20 protein-coding genes and 1 other RNA gene are annotated in these 23,029 nt (G+C 75.9%); 15 read left to right on the top strand and 6 right to left on the bottom strand.

Translation table 11 applies throughout. The features are described from left to right. Positions 1-59: 59 nt before the first annotated feature. The 3 genes from CCE01nite_RS02905 to CCE01nite_RS02895 all read left to right on the top strand — a co-directional run bounded on the left by CCE01nite_RS02905 (position 60) and on the right by CCE01nite_RS02895 (position 3,452). Positions 60-1,121 (top strand): NAD(P)/FAD-dependent oxidoreductase, encoded by a 1,062-nt coding sequence (locus CCE01nite_RS02905; RefSeq protein ID WP_052104167.1) that lies wholly within the window; start codon positions 60-62, stop codon positions 1,119-1,121. Further along, a complete protein-coding gene (locus CCE01nite_RS02900) occupies positions 1,118-1,834 on the top strand; it encodes a class I SAM-dependent methyltransferase (RefSeq protein WP_084142706.1) in 717 nt (238 codons plus the stop codon). Before CCE01nite_RS02905 ends, CCE01nite_RS02900 begins: the two co-directional genes overlap by 4 nt. 97 nt (positions 1,835-1,931) lie before the next feature. Beyond that, positions 1,932-3,452 (top strand): DUF4232 domain-containing protein, encoded by a 1,521-nt coding sequence (locus tag CCE01nite_RS02895; protein WP_034630272.1) that lies wholly within the window; start codon positions 1,932-1,934, stop codon positions 3,450-3,452. 21 nt (positions 3,453-3,473) lie between these two features. On the opposite strand, the gene CCE01nite_RS02890 is transcribed toward CCE01nite_RS02895, so the two are convergent. Continuing rightward, positions 3,474-4,583 (bottom strand): FAD:protein FMN transferase, encoded by a 1,110-nt coding sequence (locus tag CCE01nite_RS02890; protein WP_052104166.1) that lies wholly within the window; start codon positions 4,581-4,583, stop codon positions 3,474-3,476. A 93-nt stretch (positions 4,584-4,676) separates the two neighbouring features. Here CCE01nite_RS02890 and ffs point away from each other — a divergent pair. The 3 genes from ffs to CCE01nite_RS02875 all read left to right on the top strand — a co-directional run bounded on the left by ffs (position 4,677) and on the right by CCE01nite_RS02875 (position 10,938). After that, positions 4,677-4,773: signal recognition particle sRNA small type (ffs, locus tag CCE01nite_RS02885), an RNA gene on the top strand. A gap of 219 nt (positions 4,774-4,992) precedes the next feature. After that, entirely contained in the window at positions 4,993-8,262 is a 3,270-nt protein-coding gene (locus CCE01nite_RS02880; RefSeq protein ID WP_141371952.1) for a hypothetical protein, read from the top strand. A gap of 117 nt (positions 8,263-8,379) precedes the next feature. Then, complete coding sequence (locus tag CCE01nite_RS02875) at positions 8,380-10,938, top strand: DNA polymerase III subunit gamma and tau (protein ID WP_141371951.1); 2,559 nt, start codon at positions 8,380-8,382, stop codon at positions 10,936-10,938. Between the two features lie 76 nt (positions 10,939-11,014). On the opposite strand, the gene CCE01nite_RS02870 is transcribed toward CCE01nite_RS02875, so the two are convergent. Beyond that, the gene (locus CCE01nite_RS02870; protein WP_034634713.1) at positions 11,015-11,677 is read right to left on the bottom strand and encodes a Type 1 glutamine amidotransferase-like domain-containing protein; all 663 of its coding nucleotides are present in this window, start codon (positions 11,675-11,677) and stop codon (positions 11,015-11,017) included. Positions 11,678-11,871: 194 nt separating this feature from the next. On the opposite strand from CCE01nite_RS02870, the gene recR reads away from it, so the two are divergent. Together recR and CCE01nite_RS02860 are read left to right on the top strand one after the other, a co-directional pair. After that, positions 11,872-12,471, top strand: a complete 600-nt coding sequence (recR, locus tag CCE01nite_RS02865) for a recombination mediator RecR (RefSeq protein ID WP_034634711.1) — start codon at positions 11,872-11,874, stop codon at positions 12,469-12,471. A gap of 13 nt (positions 12,472-12,484) precedes the next feature. Then, complete coding sequence (locus tag CCE01nite_RS02860; protein ID WP_084142959.1) at positions 12,485-13,162, top strand: DUF5063 domain-containing protein; 678 nt, start codon at positions 12,485-12,487, stop codon at positions 13,160-13,162. Between the two features lie 88 nt (positions 13,163-13,250). Here CCE01nite_RS02860 and CCE01nite_RS02850 read toward each other — a convergent pair whose 3' ends face one another. Next, entirely contained in the window at positions 13,251-14,027 is a 777-nt protein-coding gene (locus CCE01nite_RS02850; RefSeq protein WP_052104468.1) for a 4'-phosphopantetheinyl transferase family protein, read from the bottom strand. A gap of 572 nt (positions 14,028-14,599) precedes the next feature. On the opposite strand from CCE01nite_RS02850, the gene CCE01nite_RS02845 reads away from it, so the two are divergent. The 7 genes from CCE01nite_RS02845 (at position 14,600) to CCE01nite_RS02815 (ending at position 21,308) form a co-directional block, all read left to right on the top strand. Beyond that, positions 14,600-15,883: an aspartate kinase gene (locus tag CCE01nite_RS02845; RefSeq protein WP_034634706.1), complete on the top strand. Its 1,284-nt coding sequence runs from the start codon at positions 14,600-14,602 to the stop codon at positions 15,881-15,883. A 2-nt stretch (positions 15,884-15,885) separates the two neighbouring features. Further along, positions 15,886-16,953, top strand: coding sequence for an aspartate-semialdehyde dehydrogenase (locus CCE01nite_RS02840; protein ID WP_034634705.1), 1,068 nt, complete (start codon positions 15,886-15,888; stop codon positions 16,951-16,953). A 161-nt stretch (positions 16,954-17,114) separates the two neighbouring features. Then, on the top strand, positions 17,115-17,522 hold the full coding sequence (locus tag CCE01nite_RS02835; RefSeq protein WP_034634702.1) for a GntR family transcriptional regulator: 408 nt from the start codon (positions 17,115-17,117) through the stop codon (positions 17,520-17,522). Beyond that, the gene (locus CCE01nite_RS02830; RefSeq protein WP_141371949.1) at positions 17,519-18,523 is read left to right on the top strand and encodes an ABC transporter ATP-binding protein; all 1,005 of its coding nucleotides are present in this window, start codon (positions 17,519-17,521) and stop codon (positions 18,521-18,523) included. Before CCE01nite_RS02835 ends, CCE01nite_RS02830 begins: the two co-directional genes overlap by 4 nt. Further along, positions 18,520-19,296 (top strand): hypothetical protein, encoded by a 777-nt coding sequence (locus CCE01nite_RS21150; RefSeq protein ID WP_034634700.1) that lies wholly within the window; start codon positions 18,520-18,522, stop codon positions 19,294-19,296. Before CCE01nite_RS02830 ends, CCE01nite_RS21150 begins: the two co-directional genes overlap by 4 nt. A gap of 211 nt (positions 19,297-19,507) precedes the next feature. Beyond that, a complete protein-coding gene (locus CCE01nite_RS02820) occupies positions 19,508-20,482 on the top strand; it encodes an ABC transporter ATP-binding protein (protein ID WP_034634698.1) in 975 nt (324 codons plus the stop codon). 1 nt (position 20,483) lies between these two features. Continuing rightward, positions 20,484-21,308 (top strand): ABC transporter permease, encoded by an 825-nt coding sequence (locus CCE01nite_RS02815; protein WP_034634696.1) that lies wholly within the window; start codon positions 20,484-20,486, stop codon positions 21,306-21,308. 150 nt (positions 21,309-21,458) lie between these two features. Here CCE01nite_RS02815 and CCE01nite_RS02810 read toward each other — a convergent pair whose 3' ends face one another. The 3 genes from CCE01nite_RS02810 to CCE01nite_RS02800 form a co-directional block, all read right to left on the bottom strand. Next, positions 21,459-22,022, bottom strand: a complete 564-nt coding sequence (locus tag CCE01nite_RS02810; RefSeq protein ID WP_141371948.1) for a GNAT family N-acetyltransferase — start codon at positions 22,020-22,022, stop codon at positions 21,459-21,461. A 176-nt stretch (positions 22,023-22,198) separates the two neighbouring features. Further along, positions 22,199-22,480, bottom strand: coding sequence for a winged helix-turn-helix transcriptional regulator (locus CCE01nite_RS02805; RefSeq protein WP_034635299.1), 282 nt, complete (start codon positions 22,478-22,480; stop codon positions 22,199-22,201). Next, entirely contained in the window at positions 22,477-22,881 is a 405-nt protein-coding gene (locus tag CCE01nite_RS02800; RefSeq protein WP_034635311.1) for a VOC family protein, read from the bottom strand. Before CCE01nite_RS02800 ends, CCE01nite_RS02805 begins: the two co-directional genes overlap by 4 nt. Between the last annotated feature and the right edge of the window lie 148 nt (positions 22,882-23,029).

Raw genomic sequence — 23,029 nt, 5'->3', positions numbered from 1 at the left:
ATCTTGCCGTTCCAGCAAGGACAGTTGTCAATTCGCACCGTCCGCGCGACAGTCGAGCCATGAACACGAGAACGAGTCCCAGCAACGGGTCGGACGCCCTGGTCGACGTGGTCGTCGTCGGCGGGGGAGCGGCCGGCCTCAGCGCCGCCGTGACCCTCGGCCGCGCGCACCGCTCGGTCGTCGTGGTCGACGCCGGCCACCCCCGCAACGCACCCGCCGCGCACCTGCACGGCTTCCTCTCCCGCGACGGCATGAATCCCGCCGAGCTCCTGACGGTCGGGCGCCAGGAGGTCGAGCGCTACGGCGGCCGCGTCCAGCCCGGGCGCGTCGTCGTGGCGGCCCGGGACGACGACGGCACCTTCACCGTGACCCTGGACGACGCCCGGACGCTCCGCTCGCGCCAGCTCGTCCTCGCGACCGGGCTCACCGACCGGCTGCCCGACGTCCCCGGCGTCGCCGAGCGCTGGGGGCGCGACGTCCTGCACTGCCCGTACTGCCACGGGTGGGAGGTCAGCGGCCGGGCCGTCGGCATCCTCGGGCGCGGCCCGGTCTCGGTCCACCAGGCGCTGCTCTGGCGGCAGTGGACGCAGGACGTCACGCTCTTCCTCGAGCCCGCCACGGAGCTACCCGAGAGCGCGTGGGAGGAGCTCGCGGCGCGGGGCGTGCGGGTGGTCGACGTCGCCGTCGAGCGGCTCGAGGTGACCGACGACCGGCTCACCGGCGTCCGGCTCGCGGACGGGCACGTGCTGCCGGTCGACGCGGTCGTCGTCGGGAGCCGCATGCATGCCAACGCCGAGCTCCTCGCCGGCCTCGGGCTCGAGGTCGAGGACGTCGAGATGCAGGGGACCGTCGTCGGCTCGCGCGTGCCGACCGGGCCGATGGGCTCGACCGACGTCCCGGGCCTCTGGGTCGCGGGCAACACCGCCGACGTGAGCGCGCAGGTCGTCGTCGCCGCGGCGGACGGGATGCGCACCGGGGCCGCGGTCAACGCCACGCTCGTCGCCGCCGACACAAAGGCCGCCGTCGAGGCCCGCCGCACCCCGTTCTCGGCGCAGGCCGAGCGCGAGCTCCACACTCGCAGGACCGCCGAGCACCCCCACGCCCTGGAGACGACCCGATGAGCACCGCAGCCGACCACGACCCCGCCCACGCGCACCAGCACGCGCAGCCGGAGCAGAACGCGCACGCGCACGGCGGCGGCGAGGACGTCCCCGTGTTCGACGCCGCCTTCTGGGAGGACCGCTACCGCTCCACGACGCGCGTGTGGAGCGGACGCCCCAACGCGCACCTCGTGACCGACGCCGCGGACCTGGCGCCGGGCCGGGCGCTCGACGTCGGCTGCGGCGAGGGGGCCGACGCGCTCTGGCTCGCCGAGCGTGGGTGGCAGGTCCTGGGCGTCGACCTCTCGCCCACGGCCCTCGCCCGTGCCGCCGAGCACGCCGCCGAGCGCGGGCCGGAGGTCGCGGGCCGGCTCGTCTGGCAGGAGGCGGACCTCACGGCGTGGGCGCCGCCCGCCGGGGCGTTCGACCTCGTGACCGCGCACTTCGTGCACCTGCCCGCCGGCACGCGCGAGGGCGTGCTCGCGGCGCTCGCGGCGGCCGTCGCACCGGGCGGCACGCTGCTCTACGTCGGGCACGACGTGTCCGACCTCCAGACGACGATCGGCCGGCCGAACGTGCCCCACATGTTCTGGGCGGCGGAGGACGTCGCCGCGGCGCTCGACCCGGCGGAGTGGGCCGTCGAGGTCGCCGAGGCCCGCCCGCGCGAGGCCACGGACGCCGAGGGCAGGACGGTCCGCATCCACGACGCGGTCACCCGCGCGCGCCGTCGCTGACGAGCCGACGGGGCCTCGCGTGAGGGTTCCGTGCAGGCCGCGCGCGGGTCCTGCCGAGCCGCCGCGGCGCCCGCACGGGGCTGGCTAGCGTCCGGCCATGCCCTCGCTCGCCCCGCCCGCCCGCCGCCGACTCTCCCTGGGCTGGCGCCTCGGCGGCCTGGCGGTCGTCGCCCTGCTCCTGACGGCGGTCGTCGTCGAGGGCAACCGCCCGCCGTCGACCGTCGTGGACCCCGTCGCGCAGGCCCTGGCCGGGCTGCGAGGGCTGCCCGGCGTCGCCGACGCGGACGTGCGGCTGACCCGGCCGGGAGGCGGTCCCCGGTACGACGCCCTGGTGACCGACGGGGTCGACGCGGAGCCGGCGCGTGAACCGGGCGCGTGGCTCGCGACGCTCACCGTCGAGCCGCGCAGCGGCCTGACCACCGCCGAGGCGGTCGAGGTGGCCGAGCGCGTCGACGCCGTGATGGAGGGTGTCTCGGCGCGCACTCCGGCGGGCAACCTCGGGTGGGACGTGTGGCTGCACGACGACGCCGCCGTGCACGCGACCGAGGTGCGGCTCACGGGGACGACGGACCCGGGGGAGGCGGTGAGCGCCGCACGGTCGCTCGCGCGGGGCGACGGCGTGCTCCGCGTCCGCGTCTCGGCGGAGCACGCCGACGCCGTCGTGGTCCGTGCGGTGCAGGCCACCGGGCTGGCCTCCGCCGCGGCCCGCCACGGTCGGCACCTGACGTGGGTCGTGACCGACGACGGCCGGACCGACGTGCGGGCCGTCTTCCCGCAGGAGGCGCTCGCGGACCCGATCGTCGAGCTTGCCGCGGCGGTCGAGCTCGTGCCGTCGGTCACGCGGGTCGCGCTGTCCGACCAGGGCGACCAGCTCGGGGTGTCGCTGGACGTCGAGGTCGCGGACGACGCGGCGACCGACCGCGTCGACCGGTGGCTGCGCGCGTCCGACCAGGCGCTCTCCGCCGGCCGGACGGTGTCCTACGAGCTGCGCGCGCCGGGGCGCACGTCGTCCGGGTACGTCCGGGGCGTCGAGCCCGAGCGTCCCTGGGAGGCGGTCCCGGTCGAGCCGTCGGAGCCGGCGGTGCGCGACGACGCGGCCGCGGGCTCGACCGCCGCACCCGTCCCGCCGTCGTACCCGGACGACCCCGCCGCCCCGGCGTGCGCCGGCGGTGACCTCGAACCGCGGATCGCCTGGACCGACGCGGCGATGGGCTCGCGATACCTGCTGCTCGTCGCGGCCAACGTCTCGGGGCGGCCGTGCGCCGTGCAGGGGACGCCCGCACTGGCCTTCCGCGGCGGCTCGGGCACCCTGACGGCGGGCGTCGCGCAGGCGCCACCGAGCCACGGGACCGCCGAGGCGGTGCGCATCGTCGTGCCGCCCGGCGCCGAGGTCAGCGCGGGGGTCGAGTGGGGGGTCATGTCGACCGGCGCGACGAGCGACCCCGCGACGGCCGTGCTGGTCACCGTGGTCCCGGGGTCGGCGGCCGTCGAGGTCCCCGTCGCGAGCTCGGGCCCCCAGCCGGACGGCGACCCGACGAACCGGGAGACGGAGCTGGACATCCTCGACGGCGCCGTCGTCGAGGTCTGGCCGTGGCAGGTGGAGCACAGCTGGGGCTGACGCCCCCGTCGCACCCCGGGCTCAGCCCGGCGTGTGCCAGCGGTGCACCGTGCCGTCCGCGAGCGCCAGCAGCCCGCGCGTGCCCCGCAGCGTCGCGACCCACTCCACGGCCGACGTGCCGCGGGCGACGGCGGTGCGAGCCCAGACGTCCGACCAGACGAGCGAGGGGCCGACGACGGTCGCGGCCAGCACGGTCGGCTCGGGGATCCCGGAGCGCAGGTCGACGACGGACGCGTCGCCCGACGCCACCGCCGTCGCGACGCCGCCCTCGCGGACCGGCAGGGTCGCGAGCACGAGCCGCCGGTCGCGCGGGTGCTCGATCTCGACGCGCCACGGCTCGACGTCGCCGGACGCCGGGGTCGCCGCGTCGTCGCCGGTCGTGAGGTCGCCGCAGTCGTCGGGGTCGATGCCCGCCGACCCGGTCGCGGGACGGTCCGCAGCGCGCGGCGACGCACCCGCCGGCTGCGCGCCCCGCAGCAGGAGGTCGCCCCCGGCCTCGACCGCGAACGCCGCACCGGCCACGTCCGCGAGGTGCCGGGCGGCGCGTTCGAGCGCCCAGGTCGTCACGAGCCCGCCGGGTGCGAAGACCCCCTCGGGACCGTCCTGACCGGCCCACGCGTCGACCGAGCCGTCGGTGCGCACGTGCGCCGCGACGCACAGCTCGTGGAGCTCGCGCAGCACCGGGTGCGCCTCGGCCAGCGGGAGGTCCCCGCTCGCGAGGCGACTGAGCTGGGAGCCGGGGCGGTCGGTCCCGACCAGGCGCTCGACGGCGGACAGCTGCGCGAACATCGAGCGCACCGCGCCGTCCGCGTCGGGGGTGTGCGCCGCGGGGCCGCGCGCGTGCACGGCGACGGTGACGCCCAGCACCCGCCGCACCCAGTCCCGACGTCCGGCGTCGTCGCGGTGGGCGCGGGGGGCGTCGACGCCGGGACGCTCGGCAGGTCCGGCGAGCCTGCCGGTGGTCGCACCGAGCGGGCCGGCCGCCACCCCGGCGAGGGCGTTCCGCTCCCGCGGTCGGGCACGTTCGTCGTCCCGCGGCGCCGAGCGGCCCGGTGCGGCGACGAGCGTCAGGCGCGAGCGGCCCACGTTCGCAGGGGCGCGGGAGGCGGTCCGGCTCGTCGTCGTCGTCATCCCTCGACGTTTCCCGGACATCCTGGGACGAGCCTGGCGCGAACCTGGGAGGAACCTGGGGATCGGTGGTCCGACGACTGCGTTAGGCTTGTCGTCGACCCCTCGTGCGGCGTCATCTCGCTGAACCCCCCCAGGGCCGGAAGGCAGCAAGGGCAGGTGAGCTCTGGCGGGTGTGCGGGGGGTCCTTGCATGCCCGGCGGCGCCCGGCGCCCGGTCGTGGGTTCCCCGCCGCAGAGCGGTGACCCGCCGCGGACGCGCACGAGCCCGGACCGGCGCGTCGACGCGAACCCCGTAGCTGCCCGCGCGTATCAGGCGGCCCGCAAGCGGCTCTGCCTCTGTGCGCGACCGGCCGCGCGTGCGCAACGAGGCGCCGTGGCGGGACCGGCCGCTCGACCGAGGGGTTGAGGACATGCCGGTTCGCCCGTCCTACGTCGAGCTCCGCATCCACGGGGTGTCCGGGACGACACCCGAGGACATGCTCGGGACCACGCAGGTCGAGGACGTCGCGGGTGACGAGCTCGTGCGCTTCGTGCGCGCCGCCGAGCCGGCCGCCCGCGAGCTGCCCGGGGACGGGGTGCTGGAGGCGGTGAGCTGGGGGCGGCTCACGTCCGGGCTGGCCGCGCAGGCCGCCTGGGTCGTCATGCTGCCGTTCGCGCTGGTCAACCTCGCGATGTGGACGAGCCGGTCGTTCACGGAGACCAGCTCGCGGCCGCGGGCCGCCCGGATCAGGGCCGCCGCGTCGCGCGGGTGCGTGCGGCTGCTCGGTCTCACCGTGACCGTCGTCGTGACGCTCGCGGCCGCGCTCCTCGCGATGGACCTCGTGGGCTGGCAGTGCGGGCGGGTCGCGTGCGCCGTCGTCAGCGACCGTCTCGCGTTCGCCGAGGGGTGGTCGCGCGGCGCGCGGGTCGCCGCCGCGTCGGCCGTGCCCGTCGTCGTCCTCGCAGCGATCGCGTGGCTCTCGCACCGCGTGAGCCTGCGCTACGAGGCGGCCTCGCCGTCCGACCTGACGGCGCCGGTCGCGGCGTCGGACACGGGTGCGACGGCGGGGGCGGCGTCCGCCACCGGGACTGCGGGTGCGGGTGTGGGCGCGGCGTCCCGCACGGGCGCGGCGTCGGGCACGCGTGCGACTCCCGGCGCGGCGTCCGGTACGGGGGCGACGACAGGCGCGGGCGCGGTCCCCCGCACCGGCACGGGCGCGCCGCCCGAGCCGACGCAGCCCCTCGCCGAGCAGCAGCCGAGCCTGTTCTCGCCGCTCATGTGGCACGCCGAGCCGATGGTGCAGCGCCTGCGGTGCGTGCACCTGAGCGTCGGGTGGGCGTCGGTCGGGGTGCTGCTCGTGTGGGCCGTGCGCGAGCAGGTCGGCGCCGCGGTGCTGCGCGGCGGCGCGGACTCCGCCCTGTGGTGGGCCGCGACGGTGTGCCTCGCGCTCGTGATCGTCGCAGGCGGTCTGCTCGTCGCGCTCCCGACGCGGTGGGTCGCGTGGACCGAGCGCCCGCTCCGGCGCCAGGGGGCGGTCGCGACCGTGCTGCAGCTGCTCGCGCTCGCGGGCGTCGGGCTCGCGGCGGCGTCGTTCGCGCGGACCGTCGACGGGCTCGCGGAGGACGTGACAGGGCCGATCCCCGGGCTCGGCGGTGTGCTCGCGGTCGTCGTGTGGGTCCAGGTCGCGGGGCTGCTCGTGCTCGGCGGCGTGCAGGTGAGCTGGTCGCGGATCGACCACGCCGTCGACCGGGCGGTGGGGTGGGTGCTGGGCCGGCTCGTGCCGCGCCGGGTCCGGCGGCTCCTGACCGCCCGGTCGACCGTGCGGCACCCGGTCCGGACCGCGCGTGCGCTGCGGGCGCTGAGCCGCGACCGCGCCCGCACCGGCACCCGCTCCGCTGACGACGCCGAGCCGCAGCCCGGCCGTCCGCGGCGCACGCTCGCCGCACGGCTGCGCGACGGCGTCGTGGGGCGCAGGTCCCGGGCGCAGCGCCGTGCCGAGCGCCGCGCCGCGCCGCTGACCTCCCGCCCCGAGTCCCAGCTCCCGGCCTTCCTCGGGCTCGCGCCGTGGGTCGTCGCGGCGAGCGGCGTCCTGCTCGCGTACGTCTACGCGGCCGGGCTCACGCTGCGGATCCGCGCGCTGCTGACCCCGACGGACCCGGACGAGGGCGCGCTCGCCGTCCCGGCGCTCCTCACGTGGGCGTCGGGCGGGTTCGCGGTCGTCGTCGTGCTCGCGGTCCTCACGGGCGTGGTCGCGTTCGTGCTGGTTTCCCGGGTCCCGGCGCGGGACGTCGTCGGCGTGGTCGAGACGTTCGTGCACCACCACGCGCTCCCGCCCGCGGACCGCCCGGCCGCCTACCGGACGTGGCGCGACGACTTCCGGATCCGGCGCATCGTGCGCGCCCGGCGGCTCCAGCGGCTCGTGCAGGCCCGGTGGATCCTCGACGGTCTCGGCTGCGCGAGCATCCTCGGCGTCCTCATCGCCGTCGCCGCGCTCACGTCGAGCATCGAGCCGCTCGCGAGCCTCATGCGCGGACGCCCCGCCCCCGGCCCCGAGGTCGCGTCCGACGCCGCGACGACGGACGTCACGTGGCCCGTCGCCGTCGGCAGCGGGCTGAGCGCGGCCGGCTCGTGGGCGCTCACCGCGCTGGCCGTGGGCGTGATCGGGCTCGTCGTCGCGGGCTGGCGCTCGCCCGTGGTGCGCCGGCGCGTGGGCGTCGCGTGGGACGTCCTCTCGTTCTGGCCGCGCGGCGGGCACCCGTTCGCGCCGCCGAGCTACACCGAGCGCGCCGTCCCGCAGATCGTCGCGCGCACCCGGTTCCTCGCACGCGAGCCGGCCACCCGCCCGCGCGTCCTGCTCTCGGGGCACTCGCAGGGCTCGGTGCTCGCGGCGGCCGTCGTCGCGCAGCTGCGGACGCTCGACGCCGCGGAGGGCTTCCCCGCGGGGCAGGGCACGCTCGCCCGCGTCGCGCTGCTCACGCACGGCAGCCCGCTCGGACGCCTCTACCAGCCGCTCTTCCCGCAGTACTTCAGCGGCGCGGAGCTCGTGCCTGTCGCCGCGCCGGACGACGACGGCACCGGGGCGCGGGCCGCGCGGCACAGGGTCGGCGGCCCCGAGCAGCTCCGCGTGCTCGACGCCGCGCTCGGCGGGCGCTGGCTCAACCTGTGGCGCGACACCGACCCCATCGGGTCGAGCCTCGCCTCCGCGCTGCGCGGTCACGACATCGAGTGCCGCGACCCGCTCGACTACCTGCTCGACGAGGAGCGCGCCGCCTACCCGCCGGTGCACGGGCACTCCGACTACCCCGGAGCGTGCGAGTACGTCCGGGCGCGCCGGCACCTCGTGGGCGTGCTGCCGTCGGGCGGTGCCGTCGACGGGTGCACGCGCTGCGTGCCGGCGGCCGGCGGTGCGACGACGACGACGGCCTCGGCGGGGGCGGGCGAGGCGACAGGGGAGGGCGAGGCGACCGGGTCGGCCGCGGCGACGACCGTTGCGCCCGCGGCGACGAACGGGACGGTGTCTCCGGCGCCGGCCGAGGCGACGGGTGCGACGACGACCGCACCGCCGGCCGACGCGACCGGCGCGACGGGCACCGCGGTGTCGGCCGAGCCGACCGGTGCGACGACTGCGCCGGCGGCCGAGGCGACGACCGCCCCGGCGACCGCGACGCCCCCCGGGACCTTCGCCGTCCCCGCGCCCTGAGCCGGCGGCGCCGTCGTCGGCCCCCGACCAGGGCCGTCACCCGGCCGCCGCCGCCGGGCGGGTCGGGGAGCCCGGAGGCGGCTCCCGGGTGTCGGCGTCGGCGTCTAAGGTTCGTCTGTGACGACTGCGCTGTACCGCCGCTACCGGCCCGAGACGTTCGCGGAGGTCGTCGGGCAGGACCACGTCACGGCGCCGCTCCGGCAGGCGCTGCGCACCGGCCAGGTCAACCACGCGTACCTGTTCTCGGGGCCGCGCGGGTGCGGCAAGACGACGTCCGCGCGCATCCTCGCGCGCTGCCTGAACTGCGCCGAGGGCCCGACCGACACCCCGTGCGGCGTGTGCGAGTCGTGCGTCGAGCTGGCCCGCGGCGGCCCGGGGAGCCTCGACGTCGTCGAGATCGACGCGGCGAGCCACGGCGGCGTCGACGACGCGCGCGACCTCCGCGAGCGGGCGACGTTCGCCCCCGCGCGCGACCGCTACAAGATCTTCATCCTCGACGAGGCCCACATGGTCTCCCCGCAGGGCTTCAACGCGCTGCTCAAGATCGTCGAGGAGCCCCCGCCGCACATCAAGTTCATCTTCGCGACGACCGAGCCGGACAAGGTCATCGGCACGATCCGCTCGCGCACCCACCACTACCCGTTCCGGCTCATCCCGCCGGACGTGCTCGTGACGTACCTCGAGCAGCTGTGCGCGACCGAGGGCGTCACGGTCGGCGCGGGCGTGCTCCCGCTCGTCGTGCGCGCGGGTGCGGGGTCGGCGCGCGACACGCTCTCGGTGCTCGACCAGCTCGTCGCCGGGTCCGGGCCCGGCGGGATCGACTACGAGGGCGCCGTCGCGCTCCTCGGGTACACGCACGCGTCGCTGCTCGACGACCTCGTCGACGCCGTCGCCGCACGCGACGGCGCGAGCGCGTTCCGGGTCGTCGAGCGCGTCATCTCGACCGGCCACGAGCCGCGCCGCTTCGTCGAGGACCTGCTCGAGCGCCTGCGCGACCTCATCGTCATCGCGGCGTCGGGCGAGGCCGCCGGTGCCGCGCTGCGTGACCTCCCGTCCGACCAGCTCGCCCGCATGCGCGCCCAGGCGGCGCACCTCGGCGCCGCGGAGCTCTCCCGCTCCGCGGACCTCGCGAACGCGGCGCTCAGCGAGATGACGGGGGCGACGTCGCCCCGCCTGCACCTCGAGCTGCTCATGGCGCGCCTGCTGCTCCCGGCCGTCGACGACTCGCTGTCCGGCCTCGGCGCGCGGCTCGACCGCCTCGAGCGGGGGCTGCCGGCCGGGGGCGCGGGGTCCGCGGCCGCCGCTCCCGCGGTGCCGGCCCTCGCCGGTGCGAGCACCTCGGCTCCCGTCGCCCCGACGCTCTCCCCGCCGTCGCTCACCCCGCCGCCGCTCGCCCCCGCTGTCGTCGCCTCCCCGGCTCCTGCCGCCCCGGCGGACGCGGTGCCCGCCGTTCCGCCCGCGCCGGTGCCCCCGACCACGGCCGACCCGCAGCGGTCGGCGCGTCAGCCCGAGCCGGCCGCGCCGCCGGCCCCGGAGCCCGACGACGCCGTCGAGCCCGAGCAGTCGACCTCCCGCGAGGTCCCCGACGCCCGACCCGCCCCGACACCGTCCGCCGCGCCGGAGCGTCCGACCGCCGCCGCGCCGGAGCGGGCGACCACCGCGGCTCCGGAGCGTCCGGCTGCGGACCGCCCGACCCCCGCCCCTGCGGCGCCGACCCTCGACCGGGGTGCCGGCGCAGCCGTCGAGGGCCCGGCAGTCGCCGCCCCGCCGCCCGCCGCGGCCGGTGCCGGGCAGGACACCGAGATGCTGCGCCGCCGGTGGCCCGAGGTGCTCGACACCCTCAACCGCCTCAAGAAGGCCACCTGGGTGCTCGTGAGCCAGAACGCGCAGGTCGCCGACCTCGACGCGTCGATGCTGCGCCTCGCGTTCACCGCCCCGGGCATCGCGACCGCGTTCCGCGGCGGCCAGCACGCCGAGATGGTGCAGCGCGCCGTGCGCGAGACCCTCGGCTTCGACGTGCGGGTCGAACCCGTGCTGCACGAGCCCGGCGCGGCCGGCGGCGCGGGCGCGGGGGCCGCCGGTGCTCCGGGCGGCTCCGGGCCCGGTGGCGCGACGGCCTCGGCGGGTGCGGGCGGACCCGGCCGGGGTCCGACGATGTCCGCAGCGGAGGCCGCCGCGTCGTGGGACACCCCCGCGCGCCCGGCAACCCCGGCCCCGGTACCGGCCGCCCCGCCGGCGTCGCCGGCCGGCCGGCGCCCCGCAGTCGGTGGACCCGCGCCGTACGACGACGACCCGGGGGTTCCCGAGCCGCCGCACGACCTCGCCGACGGCGACCCCTACGCGGGCATCCCGATCCCGCCGGCGGACGACCCGTACGACGACGCGCCCCCGGCACGCCCGAGCGGCTCGACCCCGAGCGCGCGCCCCGGCGCAGGTGCCCGCGGCCCCGGCGGTGCGGCCCCCGGCGGGCCCGCGGAGCCCCCCGTCACGGCCCGCGTCGCCGCCGAGCGCGCCTACGCCGCGAGCCGCGGCGCGACGCGCAACGCCCCCGTCGAGGACTTCCCGTCGCCCGACGACCCCGACCTCGCGACGTCGGGGCTCACGGGCGCGCCGCTCGTCGCGCAGCTTCTCGGCGGCACGATCATCGACGAGCAGACCGACGACCCGATGGGCTGACGCGGGCGCAGACGGTGGGCCCGGCGTCGGGACGCTGCCCGGCAACAGGTCACCGCGCGAACCGGCAGCGCCGCGGTCACACCCCGAACGTCGTCCACCGGCCCTCCGAGATCACCTCGACCGAGCCGTCGACCACCTGGATGGCCGTCTGCTCGTCGATCGCGTAGGACGGGACCCCGACGTCGGCGGCCCACCGCTCGGCGTGAGCCAGGGTGTTCCCCGGGAACGCGTCGAGGTGCGGGAAGATCGAGAAGTCCACGACGCCGAGGGTGCGGTCGTCCGGTGCGGAGGCCCACTCGACGAAGTAGTCCCCGATCCGCGGCGTCAGCACCATGCTTCCGGCGCTCACGCCGACCCAGACCGTGTCCTGCAGCGACGGGAGCAGCTCGGCCAGGCCCGACTCCCGCACCCAGTGGCACAGGTACGTCGCGTCGCCGCCGTCGACGAGGAGCACGTCGGCCGCACGGACCCACGGCACCCACCGCTCGGCACCGATCGTCGGCAGCGCCGTGAGCTCGAGGACCCCGAGCGACGCCCACCCGAGCCCGGACAGGTGCCGGAAGTCGCGCTCGGCGGCGATTAACCCGCGGACGGAGCCGGGCCCGCACAGCGGGTGGCCCCACTGCGCCGTCGGCACGCACAGCGCGTGGCACTCCTCGACCGGCTTGCCGAGCAGGTCGACGAGCGCGGCGTGGATGGTCGGGTTCGTGACCCCGCCCGACGTCAGCAGCAGCTTCACGGTGCCTCGCAGGTCTCGGGGAGCAGGGACGACGCGGTAGACCGCAGCGGGCGCTCGAACTCATCGACGTCCGGCGGGCTTCAGCGCCGATCGGTGCCGGTCGGTGTCGGTCGGTGCCGGTCACGGCCGACCGCGGCCGACGGCGGTCGGCGCGCTCCCGGTCCGCGGGGTCGCGGGGCACGTAGGGTGGGTGTGTGTACGAGGGTGCGGTCCAGGACCTGATCGACGAGCTCGGGCGGCTGCCCGGCGTCGGTCCCAAGAGCGCGCAGCGGATCGCGTTCCACGTGCTCGCCGCGGACCCCGCGGACGTGCGTCGGCTCGTCGACGCGCTGACCGAGGTCAAGGCGCGAGTCCGGTTCTGCGAGGTCTGCGGGAACGTGTCGCAGGAGCCGCAGTGCCGCGTGTGCCGCGACCCCCGCCGCTCGCCGACCACGATCTGCGTCGTCGAGGAGCCCAAGGACGTCGTCGCGATCGAGCGCACGCGCGAGTTCCGCGGGAAGTACCACGTGCTCGGCGGCGCCATCAACCCGATCGCGGGCATCGGGCCGGACGACCTGCGGATCAAGGACCTGCTCACGCGCCTGCAGGACGGCACGGTCACCGAGGTCATCCTCGCGATGGACCCGAACGTCGAGGGCGAGGCGACCGCCACGTACCTCGCACGGATGCTCGTGCCGATGGGCCTCACGGTGAGCCGGCTCGCGTCGGGCCTCCCGGTGGGCGGGGACCTCGAGTACGCCGACGAGGTGACCCTCGGCCGGGCGTTCGAGGGCCGACGACGGATCAGCGCGTAGGGGAGTGGCGACGATGGCGGACGAGACGACGCAGGGCACGGCCGACGGCGGAACGGTCGCCGGGGCGGACCTGCCGGGCGTGGACCTGAGCGGCGAGCCCGGTCGTGCCGCGGTGACCCCGCCCGCGGTCGAGGAGGACCTCGCGGACCTGCTGGGTGTCGCGCAGTCGGTCGCCGAGGAGTCCCGGAGCTTCCTGACGACGATCACCGAGGTCGGCGCGGGCACGAACCCCGAGGCCGCGATCCCGCTGCTGCTGCTCGCCGTGTCCGACGTCCTCGCGGTCGGGGCCCGGCTCGGCGCGATCGTCGACGTCGTACCGCCGGACCGCTACGAGCCGGACATCGGCCCCGACCCGGACGTCGACCCGCTGCGCGTCGCGCTCGCGAACGTGCTCGAGGGCATCGACGAGTACGCGGAGGTCGTCGACCCGGTGCTGGGCGCGGAGGTCACGGGCTCGACGCTCTCGGGCGAGCTCGTCGCGATCGCCGGGGCGCTCGTCCAGGGCCTGCGCCACCACGAGCAGGGCCAGGAGCTCGAGGCGCTGTGGTGGTGGCAGTTCTCCTACCTGTCGAGCTGGGGCGAGCGCGCGTCGAGCGTGCTGCGCGTGCTCCAGGTCGTGCTCGGTCACCTGCGCCTCGACGTCGAGGACGACGTGGCCGCCGAGGCGGAGTACGACGCGCTCCAGCCGTAGACCCCCGTTGCCGGGCGGATCACCAGCATCCTCGCGACGCTGGACCTGCCGCCGTCGACGACGTCCCCGCGCCGGGTCGCCGCGGTGCTCACGTACCTGCGGGGGTGGCCGACGGGCGGACCTGCTCGAGCTCGCGCGCGTCGACCCACCGGTGGGCGAGGCGGAGGGGGCCCGGTCCGGTGGCGAGCGCCGCCACGGCCCCCCGGTGGTCCCCGCCGGCCTGCGCGAGCACGTCCCCGGGCAGGTCCGCGCACGCGACGAGCCCGACGTCGAGGCCCGCGGGGCGCGTGCGCGGCTCCCAGTGCCGCAGCCGCGCGGGCTCGTGGGCCGCCGAGACCGCGAGGTGGCGCATCGGCACGGTGAGCCCGACCCGCGCGGCCTTGAGCACGGCCTCCTTGCGCACCCACCGGGCCAGCAGCGCGGCGCGCGGGTCCGGCGCGGCGAGGTCGTCCCCGCGCTCGTCGTCGCGGCACAGCACCGACGCGACGGCCGGGACGTCCGCGCACGACTCCTCGACGTCGACGCCGACCGCGCCGACACCCCGGGCGACCGCGACCGTGACGAGATCCCCGCTGTGCGACAGCGACACCGACCACGACCCGCGCTCGCCCCCGCCCACGACCGACGTGGGGCCGTGGTCGGTCGCGTCGCAGCCGGGGCAGCGCCGCGCGACGTCAGCGGCGGCGTCACCCGTGGCCTCCCGCACCGCGAGCCGCACGAGTGCCGCACCGGCCCCGGAACGGTCCCGGTCCGCCGGCTGACGGTAGCGCGCGCGGCGCGCGGACTCGGTCGCCGTGAGCACGACGGCGGCCCGCTCCGACGGTCGCGTCGACCACAGTCCGACGACGCCACGCGTGAGGGTCACGGCAGGAGCGCCGGGACCCGTGCGCCGCTCGCGGCCGGCTCGTGGTCCACGGTCAGGTGGGAACGCGCCGTCCCCGTCGTCGAACGCGTGCTGCTCATGGTGTGCACCCCCTGGGTCGCTCGGCCCGCCGTCCGGGACGGCACCCGACGGCGGCCGCCGTCGTGCGGCGCCTCGCCGTGCCGTCGCGCGGGCACCGGCCGACCGGCGCCGTCCGTGACGATAGTCGCGCCCCCGCGCCCCCGCGCCCCCGCGCCCCTGCGCCCGTGGGTCGTGCGGGTGGTGCCCGTCAGCCGCGGCCGGCGAGCACCGGCTCCTGCTCGCGCGCCGTCGACGGGGCGGGCGGCCACCGCGGCCACCGCGACCATCACGACCGCCGCGCCGGTCACGACGCCGCTGCGGTCCCGGTCCCGCCATGCGAAACCTCGCGGGTCCGCCGTGCGGACCGATCTACACTCGCACCCGTCCTGTACCACCCCCGGCCCGCCGCCCGCACCGCCCTGTCCGCCCCGCTGCCCCCACCGCGGTCCCGGCCCCGCTGCCGACCGCTCGTCGACTCCCCCGGAGCACACCCCGTGGCCCTCATCGTGCAGAAGTACGGCGGCTCGTCCGTCGCCGACGCGACCAGCATCAAGCGCGTGGCGAAGCGGATCGCGGAGGCCAAGCGCGCCGGCAACGACGTCGTCGTGGTGGTCTCGGCCATGGGGGACACGACCGACGAGCTCATCGACCTCGCGAACCAGATCACGCCGCTGCCGCCGTCGCGCGAGATGGACATCCTGCTGACCGCGGGCGAGCGCATCTCGATGTCGCTGCTCGCGATGGCCATCGCCAACCTGGGCGTCGAGGCGCAGTCGTTCACCGGGCAGCAGGCCGGGGTCATCACCGACACCGCGCACGGCAAGGCGCGGATCATCGACGTCACGCCGAGCCGCATCCGCGCGACCCTCGACGACGGGTCGGTCGCGATCGTCGCCGGGTTCCAGGGCGTCACGCAGCACACCAACGACGTGACGACGCTGGGCCGCGGCGGCTCGGACACGACCGCGGTCGCGCTCGCGGCGGCGCTCGACGCGGACGTCTGCGAGATCTACACGGACGTCGACGGCGTGTTCAGCGCGGACCCGCGCATCGTGCCGACCGCCCGCAAGCTCGACCGGATCAGCTACGACGAGATGCTCGAGATGGCGGCGAGCGGCGCCAAGGTGCTCGTGCTGCGCTGCGTCGAGTACGCGCGCCGCTACGGCGTCCCCGTGCACGTGCGCTCGTCGTTCTCGGGCCACACCGGAACACTGGTGACGAACAGTCCCGCCGAGGGACCCGAAGGAGAAGGCCAGATGGAGCAGCCGATCATCGCGGGCGTCGCGCACGACCGCAGCGAGGCCAAGGTCACGGTCGTCGGCGTCCCCGACGTGCCGGGCAAGGCCGCGCGCATCTTCCACGTCGTCGCGGCCTCGGGCGCGAACATCGACATGATCGTGCAGAACGTCTCGGCCGCCGCGACGGGTCGCACGGACATCTCGTTCACGCTGCCGCAGTCCGACGGAGCTGCGGCGATCACGGCGCTCACGGAGCAGCAGGGCGAGATCGGCTTCGCGTCGCTGCAGTACGACGACGCGATCGGCAAGCTCTCGCTCATCGGGGCGGGCATGAAGTCGCACCCGGGCGTCTCCGCGAAGCTGTTCGAGGCGCTGTCGGACGCCGGCATCAACATCGAGATGATCTCAACCTCGGAGATCCGCATCTCCGTCGTCACGCGCGCGGAGAGCCTGGACGACGCGGTGCGCGCCGTCCACACCGCGTTCGAGCTGGACTCCACCGAGGACGAGGCCGTGGTCTACGGCGGGACGGGGCGTTGACCATGAGCGAGACCCAGGGACACGGCCTCCGCGTCGGCGTCGTCGGCGCGACCGGGCAGGTCGGGGCGGTCATGCGCCGCCTGCTCGAGGAGCGCGACTTCCCGGTCGCCGAGATCCGCTTCTTCGCCTCCGCGCGCTCGGCGGGCACGACGCTGCCGTGGAAGGGCACCGACGTCGTCGTCGAGGACGCCGCGACGGCCGACCCCACGGGGCTCGACATCGCGCTGTTCTCGGCCGGCGGCGCGACGTCCAAGGCGCAGGCGCCGCGGTTCGCCGCCGCGGGCGTCACGGTCATCGACAACTCGTCGGCCTGGCGCATGGACCCCGACGTGCCGCTCGTCGTCTCCGAGGTCAACCCGGACGCGATCCGCGACGCGCGCAAGGGCATCATCGCGAACCCCAACTGCACGACGATGGCCGCGATGCCGGTGCTGCGCGTGCTGCACGACGAGGCGGGGCTGCAGCGGCTCGTGGTCTCGACGTACCAGGCCGTCTCGGGCAGCGGGCTCGCGGGCGCCGAGGAGCTCGACTCGCAGGTGCGCGCGGTGCAGGACCAGGACACGGTGGCCCTCGTGCACGACGGCCGCGCGGTGACGTTCCCGGACCCGCAGAAGTACGTCGCGCCGATCGCGTTCAACGTGATCCCGCTCGCGGGCAACCTGGTCGACGACGGCTCCCACGAGACCGACGAGGAGCAGAAGCTCCGCAACGAGTCCCGCAAGATCCTCGGCCTGCCCGAGCTGCTCGTCTCGGGCACGTGCGTGCGCGTCCCGGTGTTCACGGGTCACTCGCTGTCGGTCAACGCCGAGTTCGCCCGTCCGCTCTCGCCCGAGCGCGCGCGTGAGCTGCTCGCGGACGCGCCCGGCGTGCAGCTCGCGGACGTGCCGACGCCGCAGCTCGCGGCCGGCGCCGACCCGTCGTTCGTCGGCCGCCTGCGCCAGGACCCGGGCGTGCCCGAGGGGCGCGGCCTGGCGCTGTTCCTCTCGAACGACAACCTCCGCAAGGGTGCCGCGCTCAACGCGGTGCAGGTCGCGGAGCTCGTCGCGGCGGGGCTGCGCACGGGGGTCTGACCCCGCACCCCAGCGTCTCCCGGAGGCCCGGTCCACGTATGGACCGGGCCTTCGTGCGTCCGCGACCGCCCGTCGGGGCAGAACCCCTTGTGCCCGCCATGGTCCTGTGGTTCATTAGTCCAGTAACGAACCACTAGACCAGAGACGAGGGGGCGGACGCCGTGTTCGATGGCCGGGACCCCATCTACCTGCAGATCGCCGATCAGATCCGCAGCAGCATCCTCGACGGGACGCTGCAGGAGGAGGAGCAGGTCATGTCCACCACGCAGTACGCGACGACGTACCGCATCAACCCCGCGACCGCCGCGAAGGCGTTCGCCGAGCTCGTCGACGAGGGCGTGCTCTACAAGCGCCGCGGCGTCGGGATGTTCGTCGCGACGGGCGCGCGCAGCACGCTCCAGGCCGACGGGCGCGAGCGGTTCTTCGCCGAGGTCGTCGACCCGCTCGTCGACCAGGCGCACGTGCTCGGCATCGAGGTCGCGGACGTCGTCAAGCGCATCGAGGACCGCGCCACCCGGATCGGCTCCGAGGCCGAGACCCGCGGCGCTGCGCAGGGCGGTGCCCGATGAGCGGCTTCGGCGTCCAGGTCCGTGACCTGATCGTGCGCTACGGCGACGACACCGCGGTCGACGGCCTCACCCTCGACATCCCGGCGGGCTCGATCACCGGGCTGCTCGGCCGCAACGGCTCGGGCAAGACGACCCTGCTGTCGACGCTCGCGGCGTTCCGGCGCCCGACGTCGGGCCGGGCGCTCGTCGACGGCGAGGACCCCTGGGAGAACGAGCGCGTCATGGCCGGTACGTGCCTGATCCGCGAGAGCGGCGACGTGCTCGCCGACGAGAAGCTCGGCGCGACGCTCGACTACGTCGAGCAGGCGCGCCCGCACTTCTCCCGCGAGCTCGCCGAGCGGCTGCTCGACACGTTCGAGCTCGACCCGAAGGCCAAGCAGAACACGCTCTCGCGCGGCAAGAAGTCCGCGTTCGGGGCGGTCGTCGGGCTCGCGACCCGCGCCGAGCTCACGATGCTCGACGAGGTGTACCTCGGCATGGACGCGCCCTCGCGGTACGCGTTCTACGACGCGCTGCTCACCGACTACGTCGAGCACCCCCGCACGATCGTCCTCTCGAGCCACCTCATCGAGGAGATCGAGCGGCTGTTCGAGCACGTCGTCGTGATCGACCACGGCACGCTGCTGCTGGCCGAGCCCGCCGACGAGCTGCGCACGCGCGGGCTCACCGTGACCGGGCCCTCCGACGCCGTCGAGCGGTTCTCCGCGGGACGCACCGTGGTCGGTCGCCAGCAGCTCGGCCGGACCGCGCAGGTCACCCTGTTCGGACCGCCGGCGGCCGACGACGACGCGCGCGCCCGGGACCTGGGCGTCGAGCTCGGGCCCGTCGACGTGCAGGACCTGTTCGTCCACCTCACGGCCCGCGCGGGTGCGACCGGCGACGCCGGCGGCACCGCCGGCCTCCGCGTCGCGCCGTCCGACGACCCCGCCGGGCGCTCCGGGTCCCTGACCGGGTCCGGTGCGGCCGGCTCCGACCCGACCGTCACGGAGGTCCCGCGATGAGCACCACGACCCTCGCCCGCCCGGCCGTCCGCCGCCGGACCCCGACGGCGCGCACCGTGCGGCACCTGCTCACGATGCTGCTGTACCTCGCGGTGTGGTTCTGGGGCATCGCGGTCGTCGTCCTGACGCTCGCGATCCTCCTGGTCGACCGGTTCGGGGAGATCACGACGAGCGTCGTGCAGTTCGCCCGGCAGGGCGGGATCTGGTTCCCGTTCTCGCTCACGGTCATCCTCGCGACGACCTACCTCCCGACGCACGTCGCCGCAGGGATGACCCGCCGGGCGTTCGCCACGGCCGCCCTCGTCGCCTCCGGCGTCACCGCCGCCGTCTACGCGGGCGTGCTGACGCTGCTCATCCAGCTCGAGCGCGTGGTCTTCGAGCGGGCCGGGTGGCCCCACACGCTCTCGGACATCGGGCTGTCGGCGACGTCGTCGGGCACGGCGGTCGACCTGAGCCGGCTGTTCGTGGACTACCTGCTCATGTTCGGCAGCGGCGCGGTGTCCGGCCTGCTCGTCGGCATCGTCTACTACCGGGCCGGCGGGTGGTGGGGGACCCTCGCGCTCCCGCTCACCATCGGCCCCCTGTTCGTCGTCACCGCGCTCCTCGCCAGCGACGCCGGGCCGTTCGACCTGGCCTGGGTCATCGAGCGGTTCGGCCCCGGCGGCGACGACGTGCTCGCCCGGGTGCTGCTCGGCGCGCTCGTCATCGCCGCGCAGGCCGCCGCGTTCCACCGCATCGCGCGCCGGGCGGCGCTCAACCCCGTCACCACCTGACGCCCCGGGCGGGCCGTCACGGCGGCCCGTCCGCAGCCCCCCTCTCACCGCTCCTCCACGGGACGGCTCTCCGCCGCACCCGCGGGTCCGCACACCCTCAGCACGCCCCGACGCACCGCCCGCACGCCTCCGCACCACCACGCACGGCCGGTGCCGCGCCCCGCGCGCACCGCAGCACCCCGTGAACCACCCGAACCCCCGGAGGGACGACATGACCGCCACACCCGTCATCCAGGTCGAGCACCTGCGCAAGTCGTACGGCTCGACGCTCGCCGTCGAGGACGTCAGCCTCACGGTCCACCGGGGCGAGATCGTCGGCATCCTCGGCCCGAACGGCGCCGGCAAGACGACGACCGTCGAGTGCCTGGCCGGGTTGCGCGACCGCGACTCCGGCCACGTCGACGTCCTCGGCCTCGACCCGGCAAGGGACCGTGCGGCGCTGCGTGAGGTGCTGGGCATGCAGCTCCAGGAGAGCGAGCTGCCGGCCCGCATCACCGCCCGCGAGGCCGCGGAGCTGTACGCGTCGTTCTACGCGGATCCCGCGGACCCCCTCGAGCTGCTCGACGACCTCGGGCTCGCGGACCGGCGCGACGCGCAGTTCCGGGCGCTCTCCGGCGGCCAGAAGCAGCGCCTGTCGATCGCGCTCGCGCTCGTCGGCAACCCGCAGGTCGCGGTGCTCGACGAGCTGACGACCGGCCTCGACCCGCAGGCGCGGCGCGACACGTGGGACGTGGTCCGCAAGGTCCGCGACCGCGGCGTGACGATCCTGCTGGTCACGCACCTCATGGAGGAGGCCGAGCGGCTGTGCGACCGGATCGTCCTCATCGACGCGGGCCGCGTGGTCGCGACGGGCACCCCCGCGGAGCTCGCGGCGCAGTCGGCGGGGGAGCACGTGCTGCGGTTCCGCTCGCCCGAGCCGGGCGTCGCGGCGGTCCTCGCGGGGGTCCCGGGCGTGCACGGGTTCGACGGGCCCGACGACGGGCTCGCGTACGAGGTGCGTGGCGGCCCCGAGGTCGTGCAGGACGTCATGGTCGCGCTGTCGGCCGCGGGCGTGCGCGCGAACGACGTGCGGCTCGAGCGCGGCACGCTCGAGGACGCCTTCCTCACCCTGACTGGCCAGGACAAGCCGCGCGACGCCGCCACCGGCCGTCGCTCCCGTTCCCTGCTGACCCGTACGGAGGCCTGACATGACTGCCGCCCCGCTGACCCCGACCCCCGCGCCCGTCCCGACGGCGCGCCCCACGACCGCGACGAGCGGGCGTGTGCTCGCCCGCGTGACCCGCACCGAGGCCCTGCTGTTCCTCCGGGAGCCGTCGGCCGCGTTCTTCGGGCTCGCGTTCCCCGCACTCCTGCTCGTCGTCCTCGGGCTGTTCATGCCGTGGGCCGACCAGCCGTTCGACGAGAAGGACCCGGTCCTCTCCCAGATCACGGCCATCACGGGCTACACCCCGATCGTCCTGGCGCTGGCGATCGCGACCGTCGGGTTCTCGACGTTCCCGACCCCGATCGCGACGTACCGCGGCAACGGCGTGCTGCGCCGGCTCGCCACGACGCCGCTGCCGAGCTCGCGCGTGCTCGCCGCGCAGGTGCTGGTCAACGTCGCGACGCTCGTCGTCGCCTCGGTCCTGGCCGTGGTGCTGGGCGTCGTGGTCCTCGACATCTCGCTGCCGGCCGACCCGCTCGCGCTCGTCCTCGGCTTCGTGCTCGGCGCGACGTCGACGATGGCTGTCGGGTGCCTCATCGCGGCCCGCGCGCCGAACACCTCCTCGGCTAACGGCGTCGGGATGCTCCTGTACTTCGTGTCGCTGTTCTTCGCCGGTGTCTGGATGCCGCTGCCGCTCATGCCGGAGATCGTGCAGACCATCAGCCGGTACACGCCGGTCGGGGCCGCGTCGCAGGCGATGGGCGCAGGCTGGTACGGCCAGGCGTTCCCCGCGACCGAGCTGCTGGTCATGGCGGCGTGGACGCTCGTGGGCGTGCCGGTCGCCGCGAAGATCTTCCGCTGGTCCTGAGCTGGGCCGGGGGCGGCCGCTCCGCCGAGCCGTTCCCCCGAGGCCCGGGCGACCCGTCGCCCGGGCCTCGTCGTGCTCCGGCACGCACCCGCCCCAGGTCTGCGCGATCGCCGGACGCCGCTCGCCACGCCACCCGCAGGCTGCGCGCGCCTAGTGGCCTCCGGGCTCCTCGTTCCGCCACTCCTCGGCGAGGACGGCGTACACGTACTCGTCAGTCCACTCGCCTTTCCACCACGCGGATCTCCGGTGATGCGCTTCGCGGCGCATGCCGACGCGCTCGAGCAGTGCCACGGAGCGGTCGTTGCGGGTGTCGCAGACCGCGGTGACCCGGTGCATGCCGTGCTCGGTGAAGAGCAGCGAGATGACCGCGCGCAGTGCCTCCGTGGCGAACCCGCGGCCCTGCGCGTCAGCCGCGAGCGTGAACCCGACCTCGGCCTGACGGGGATCGTCCCCGTCGACGCGGACCGCGACGTCGCCGATCAGCCGCCCGGCGGACTCGATGGCGACCTGGAGCCAGGAGCCGGGCTGCGCGAACCGCACATCGCGCATCTCGGCGGTGAGCGCCTGGGCGGTGTCCACTGCGTAGGGCGTCTCCCACGACTGGTAGCGGGCCTGCATCGGATCGCTGCGGTACGCCGCCAGGGCCGCAGCGTCGCCGCTCGCCATCGGGCGCAGCACCAGGTGCTCGGTGACGGCGAAATTCTGCGCAGCCATGTCCTCGGCTCCTTGGGACCTTCGAGACGGAGAGCGTCAGGCGTTGCGTCGCTGCAGCGAGACGACGCCTGACGCGAAGGGGACGACAGCGTAGGCGCCCATCACGATCAGGACCGCGCGCGCGGGCGTTGGGCACCAGCATCAGCGCAACCAGCACCGACTGCTGGGAGACACACCTAGGCGTTCTCCCTGCCCCACCGCCCGAGCTCGACGATCGCCTCGCGCAGGGCGAGCCCACGCTCGGTCAGCGCGTAGGCGCGGGTGTTGTGCCGGAGGGGGAGCCGGGTCAGGACGCCGGCCGCCTCGAGCTCGCGCAGGCGCGTCGCGAGCATGTTCGTCGGCACCCCGAGGTCGCGCTGCAGGTCGCCGTAGCGCTGCGGCCCGTCGAGCAGCCGCTCCACGATGAGCAGGGCCCACCGTGCCCCTACGACGCCGAGGGCAGCAGCGAGGTCGCTCATGCCGTCGGATCGGTGTCCGGCTTCATCCAGAACGGCGAGTAGTGGTAGCCGTCGGGGTCGTCGAACTGGCGCTGGTACATGAAGGGGTAGTCGTCGGTGTCGCCGATCCGCCCGCCGGCGGCCCCGGCGCGCTCGACGAGGTCGTCGACCGCCTCGCGGCTCCCGAGGTCGAACGAGACCGTGACCTTGGAGGGGGTGTCGGGGCCGCCGACCAGCTCCTCGGCGCCGCCGACGCGGGCGTACATCTCGCGGCTGCCGAGCATGACGTACTGCTCGGGCGCGATCGCGAAGCACGACACGTTGTGGTCGGACATCTCGGTGTTGAGGGTCCAGCCGAGGGCTGTGTAGAAGGCGGTCGCGCGGTCGACGCTCTCGACGGGGCAGGTGATGAAGAGGCTCATGGCGTTCATGCTTGCAAAATGCAAGTGAGTCGTCAAGACCCCGATCGCCGGCTCCGGCTGGTGCCTCAGGACGCCGAATCGATTCACAGGGCTGTCGCCGGTGAGGGCGGGTGCCACTGTGGGCGCTGTTCGCGCGCCGGGCGTGTGG

Source organism: Cellulomonas cellasea (assembly GCF_006538745.1).
Taxonomy (GTDB): Bacteria; Actinomycetota; Actinomycetes; order Actinomycetales; family Cellulomonadaceae; genus Cellulomonas_A; species Cellulomonas_A cellasea.
The sequence above is the reverse complement of the archived record's forward strand: the minus strand, read 5'-3'. Positions and strand labels throughout refer to the sequence as shown.

Bases quoted from the DNA above. Each gene is read 5' to 3' on its own strand.
- CCE01nite_RS02905 (WP_052104167.1), top strand. From the start codon at position 60: ATGAACACGAGAACGAGTCCCAGCAACGGGTCGGACGCCCTGGTCGAC.
- CCE01nite_RS02900 (WP_084142706.1), top strand. From the start codon at position 1,118: ATGAGCACCGCAGCCGACCACGACCCCGCCCACGCGCACCAGCACGCG.
- CCE01nite_RS02895 (WP_034630272.1), top strand. From the start codon at position 1,932: ATGCCCTCGCTCGCCCCGCCCGCCCGCCGCCGACTCTCCCTGGGCTGG.
- CCE01nite_RS02890 (WP_052104166.1), bottom strand. From the start codon at position 4,583: ATGACGACGACGACGAGCCGGACCGCCTCCCGCGCCCCTGCGAACGTG.
- CCE01nite_RS02880 (WP_141371952.1), top strand. From the start codon at position 4,993: ATGCCGGTTCGCCCGTCCTACGTCGAGCTCCGCATCCACGGGGTGTCC.
- CCE01nite_RS02860 (WP_084142959.1), top strand. From the start codon at position 12,485: ATGGCGGACGAGACGACGCAGGGCACGGCCGACGGCGGAACGGTCGCC.
- CCE01nite_RS02840 (WP_034634705.1), top strand. From the start codon at position 15,886: ATGAGCGAGACCCAGGGACACGGCCTCCGCGTCGGCGTCGTCGGCGCG.
- CCE01nite_RS02830 (WP_141371949.1), top strand. From the start codon at position 17,519: ATGAGCGGCTTCGGCGTCCAGGTCCGTGACCTGATCGTGCGCTACGGC.
- CCE01nite_RS21150 (WP_034634700.1), top strand. From the start codon at position 18,520: ATGAGCACCACGACCCTCGCCCGCCCGGCCGTCCGCCGCCGGACCCCG.
- CCE01nite_RS02820 (WP_034634698.1), top strand. From the start codon at position 19,508: ATGACCGCCACACCCGTCATCCAGGTCGAGCACCTGCGCAAGTCGTAC.
- CCE01nite_RS02815 (WP_034634696.1), top strand. From the start codon at position 20,484: ATGACTGCCGCCCCGCTGACCCCGACCCCCGCGCCCGTCCCGACGGCG.
- CCE01nite_RS02810 (WP_141371948.1), bottom strand. From the start codon at position 22,022: ATGGCTGCGCAGAATTTCGCCGTCACCGAGCACCTGGTGCTGCGCCCG.
- CCE01nite_RS02805 (WP_034635299.1), bottom strand. From the start codon at position 22,480: ATGAGCGACCTCGCTGCTGCCCTCGGCGTCGTAGGGGCACGGTGGGCC.
- CCE01nite_RS02800 (WP_034635311.1), bottom strand. From the start codon at position 22,881: ATGAGCCTCTTCATCACCTGCCCCGTCGAGAGCGTCGACCGCGCGACC.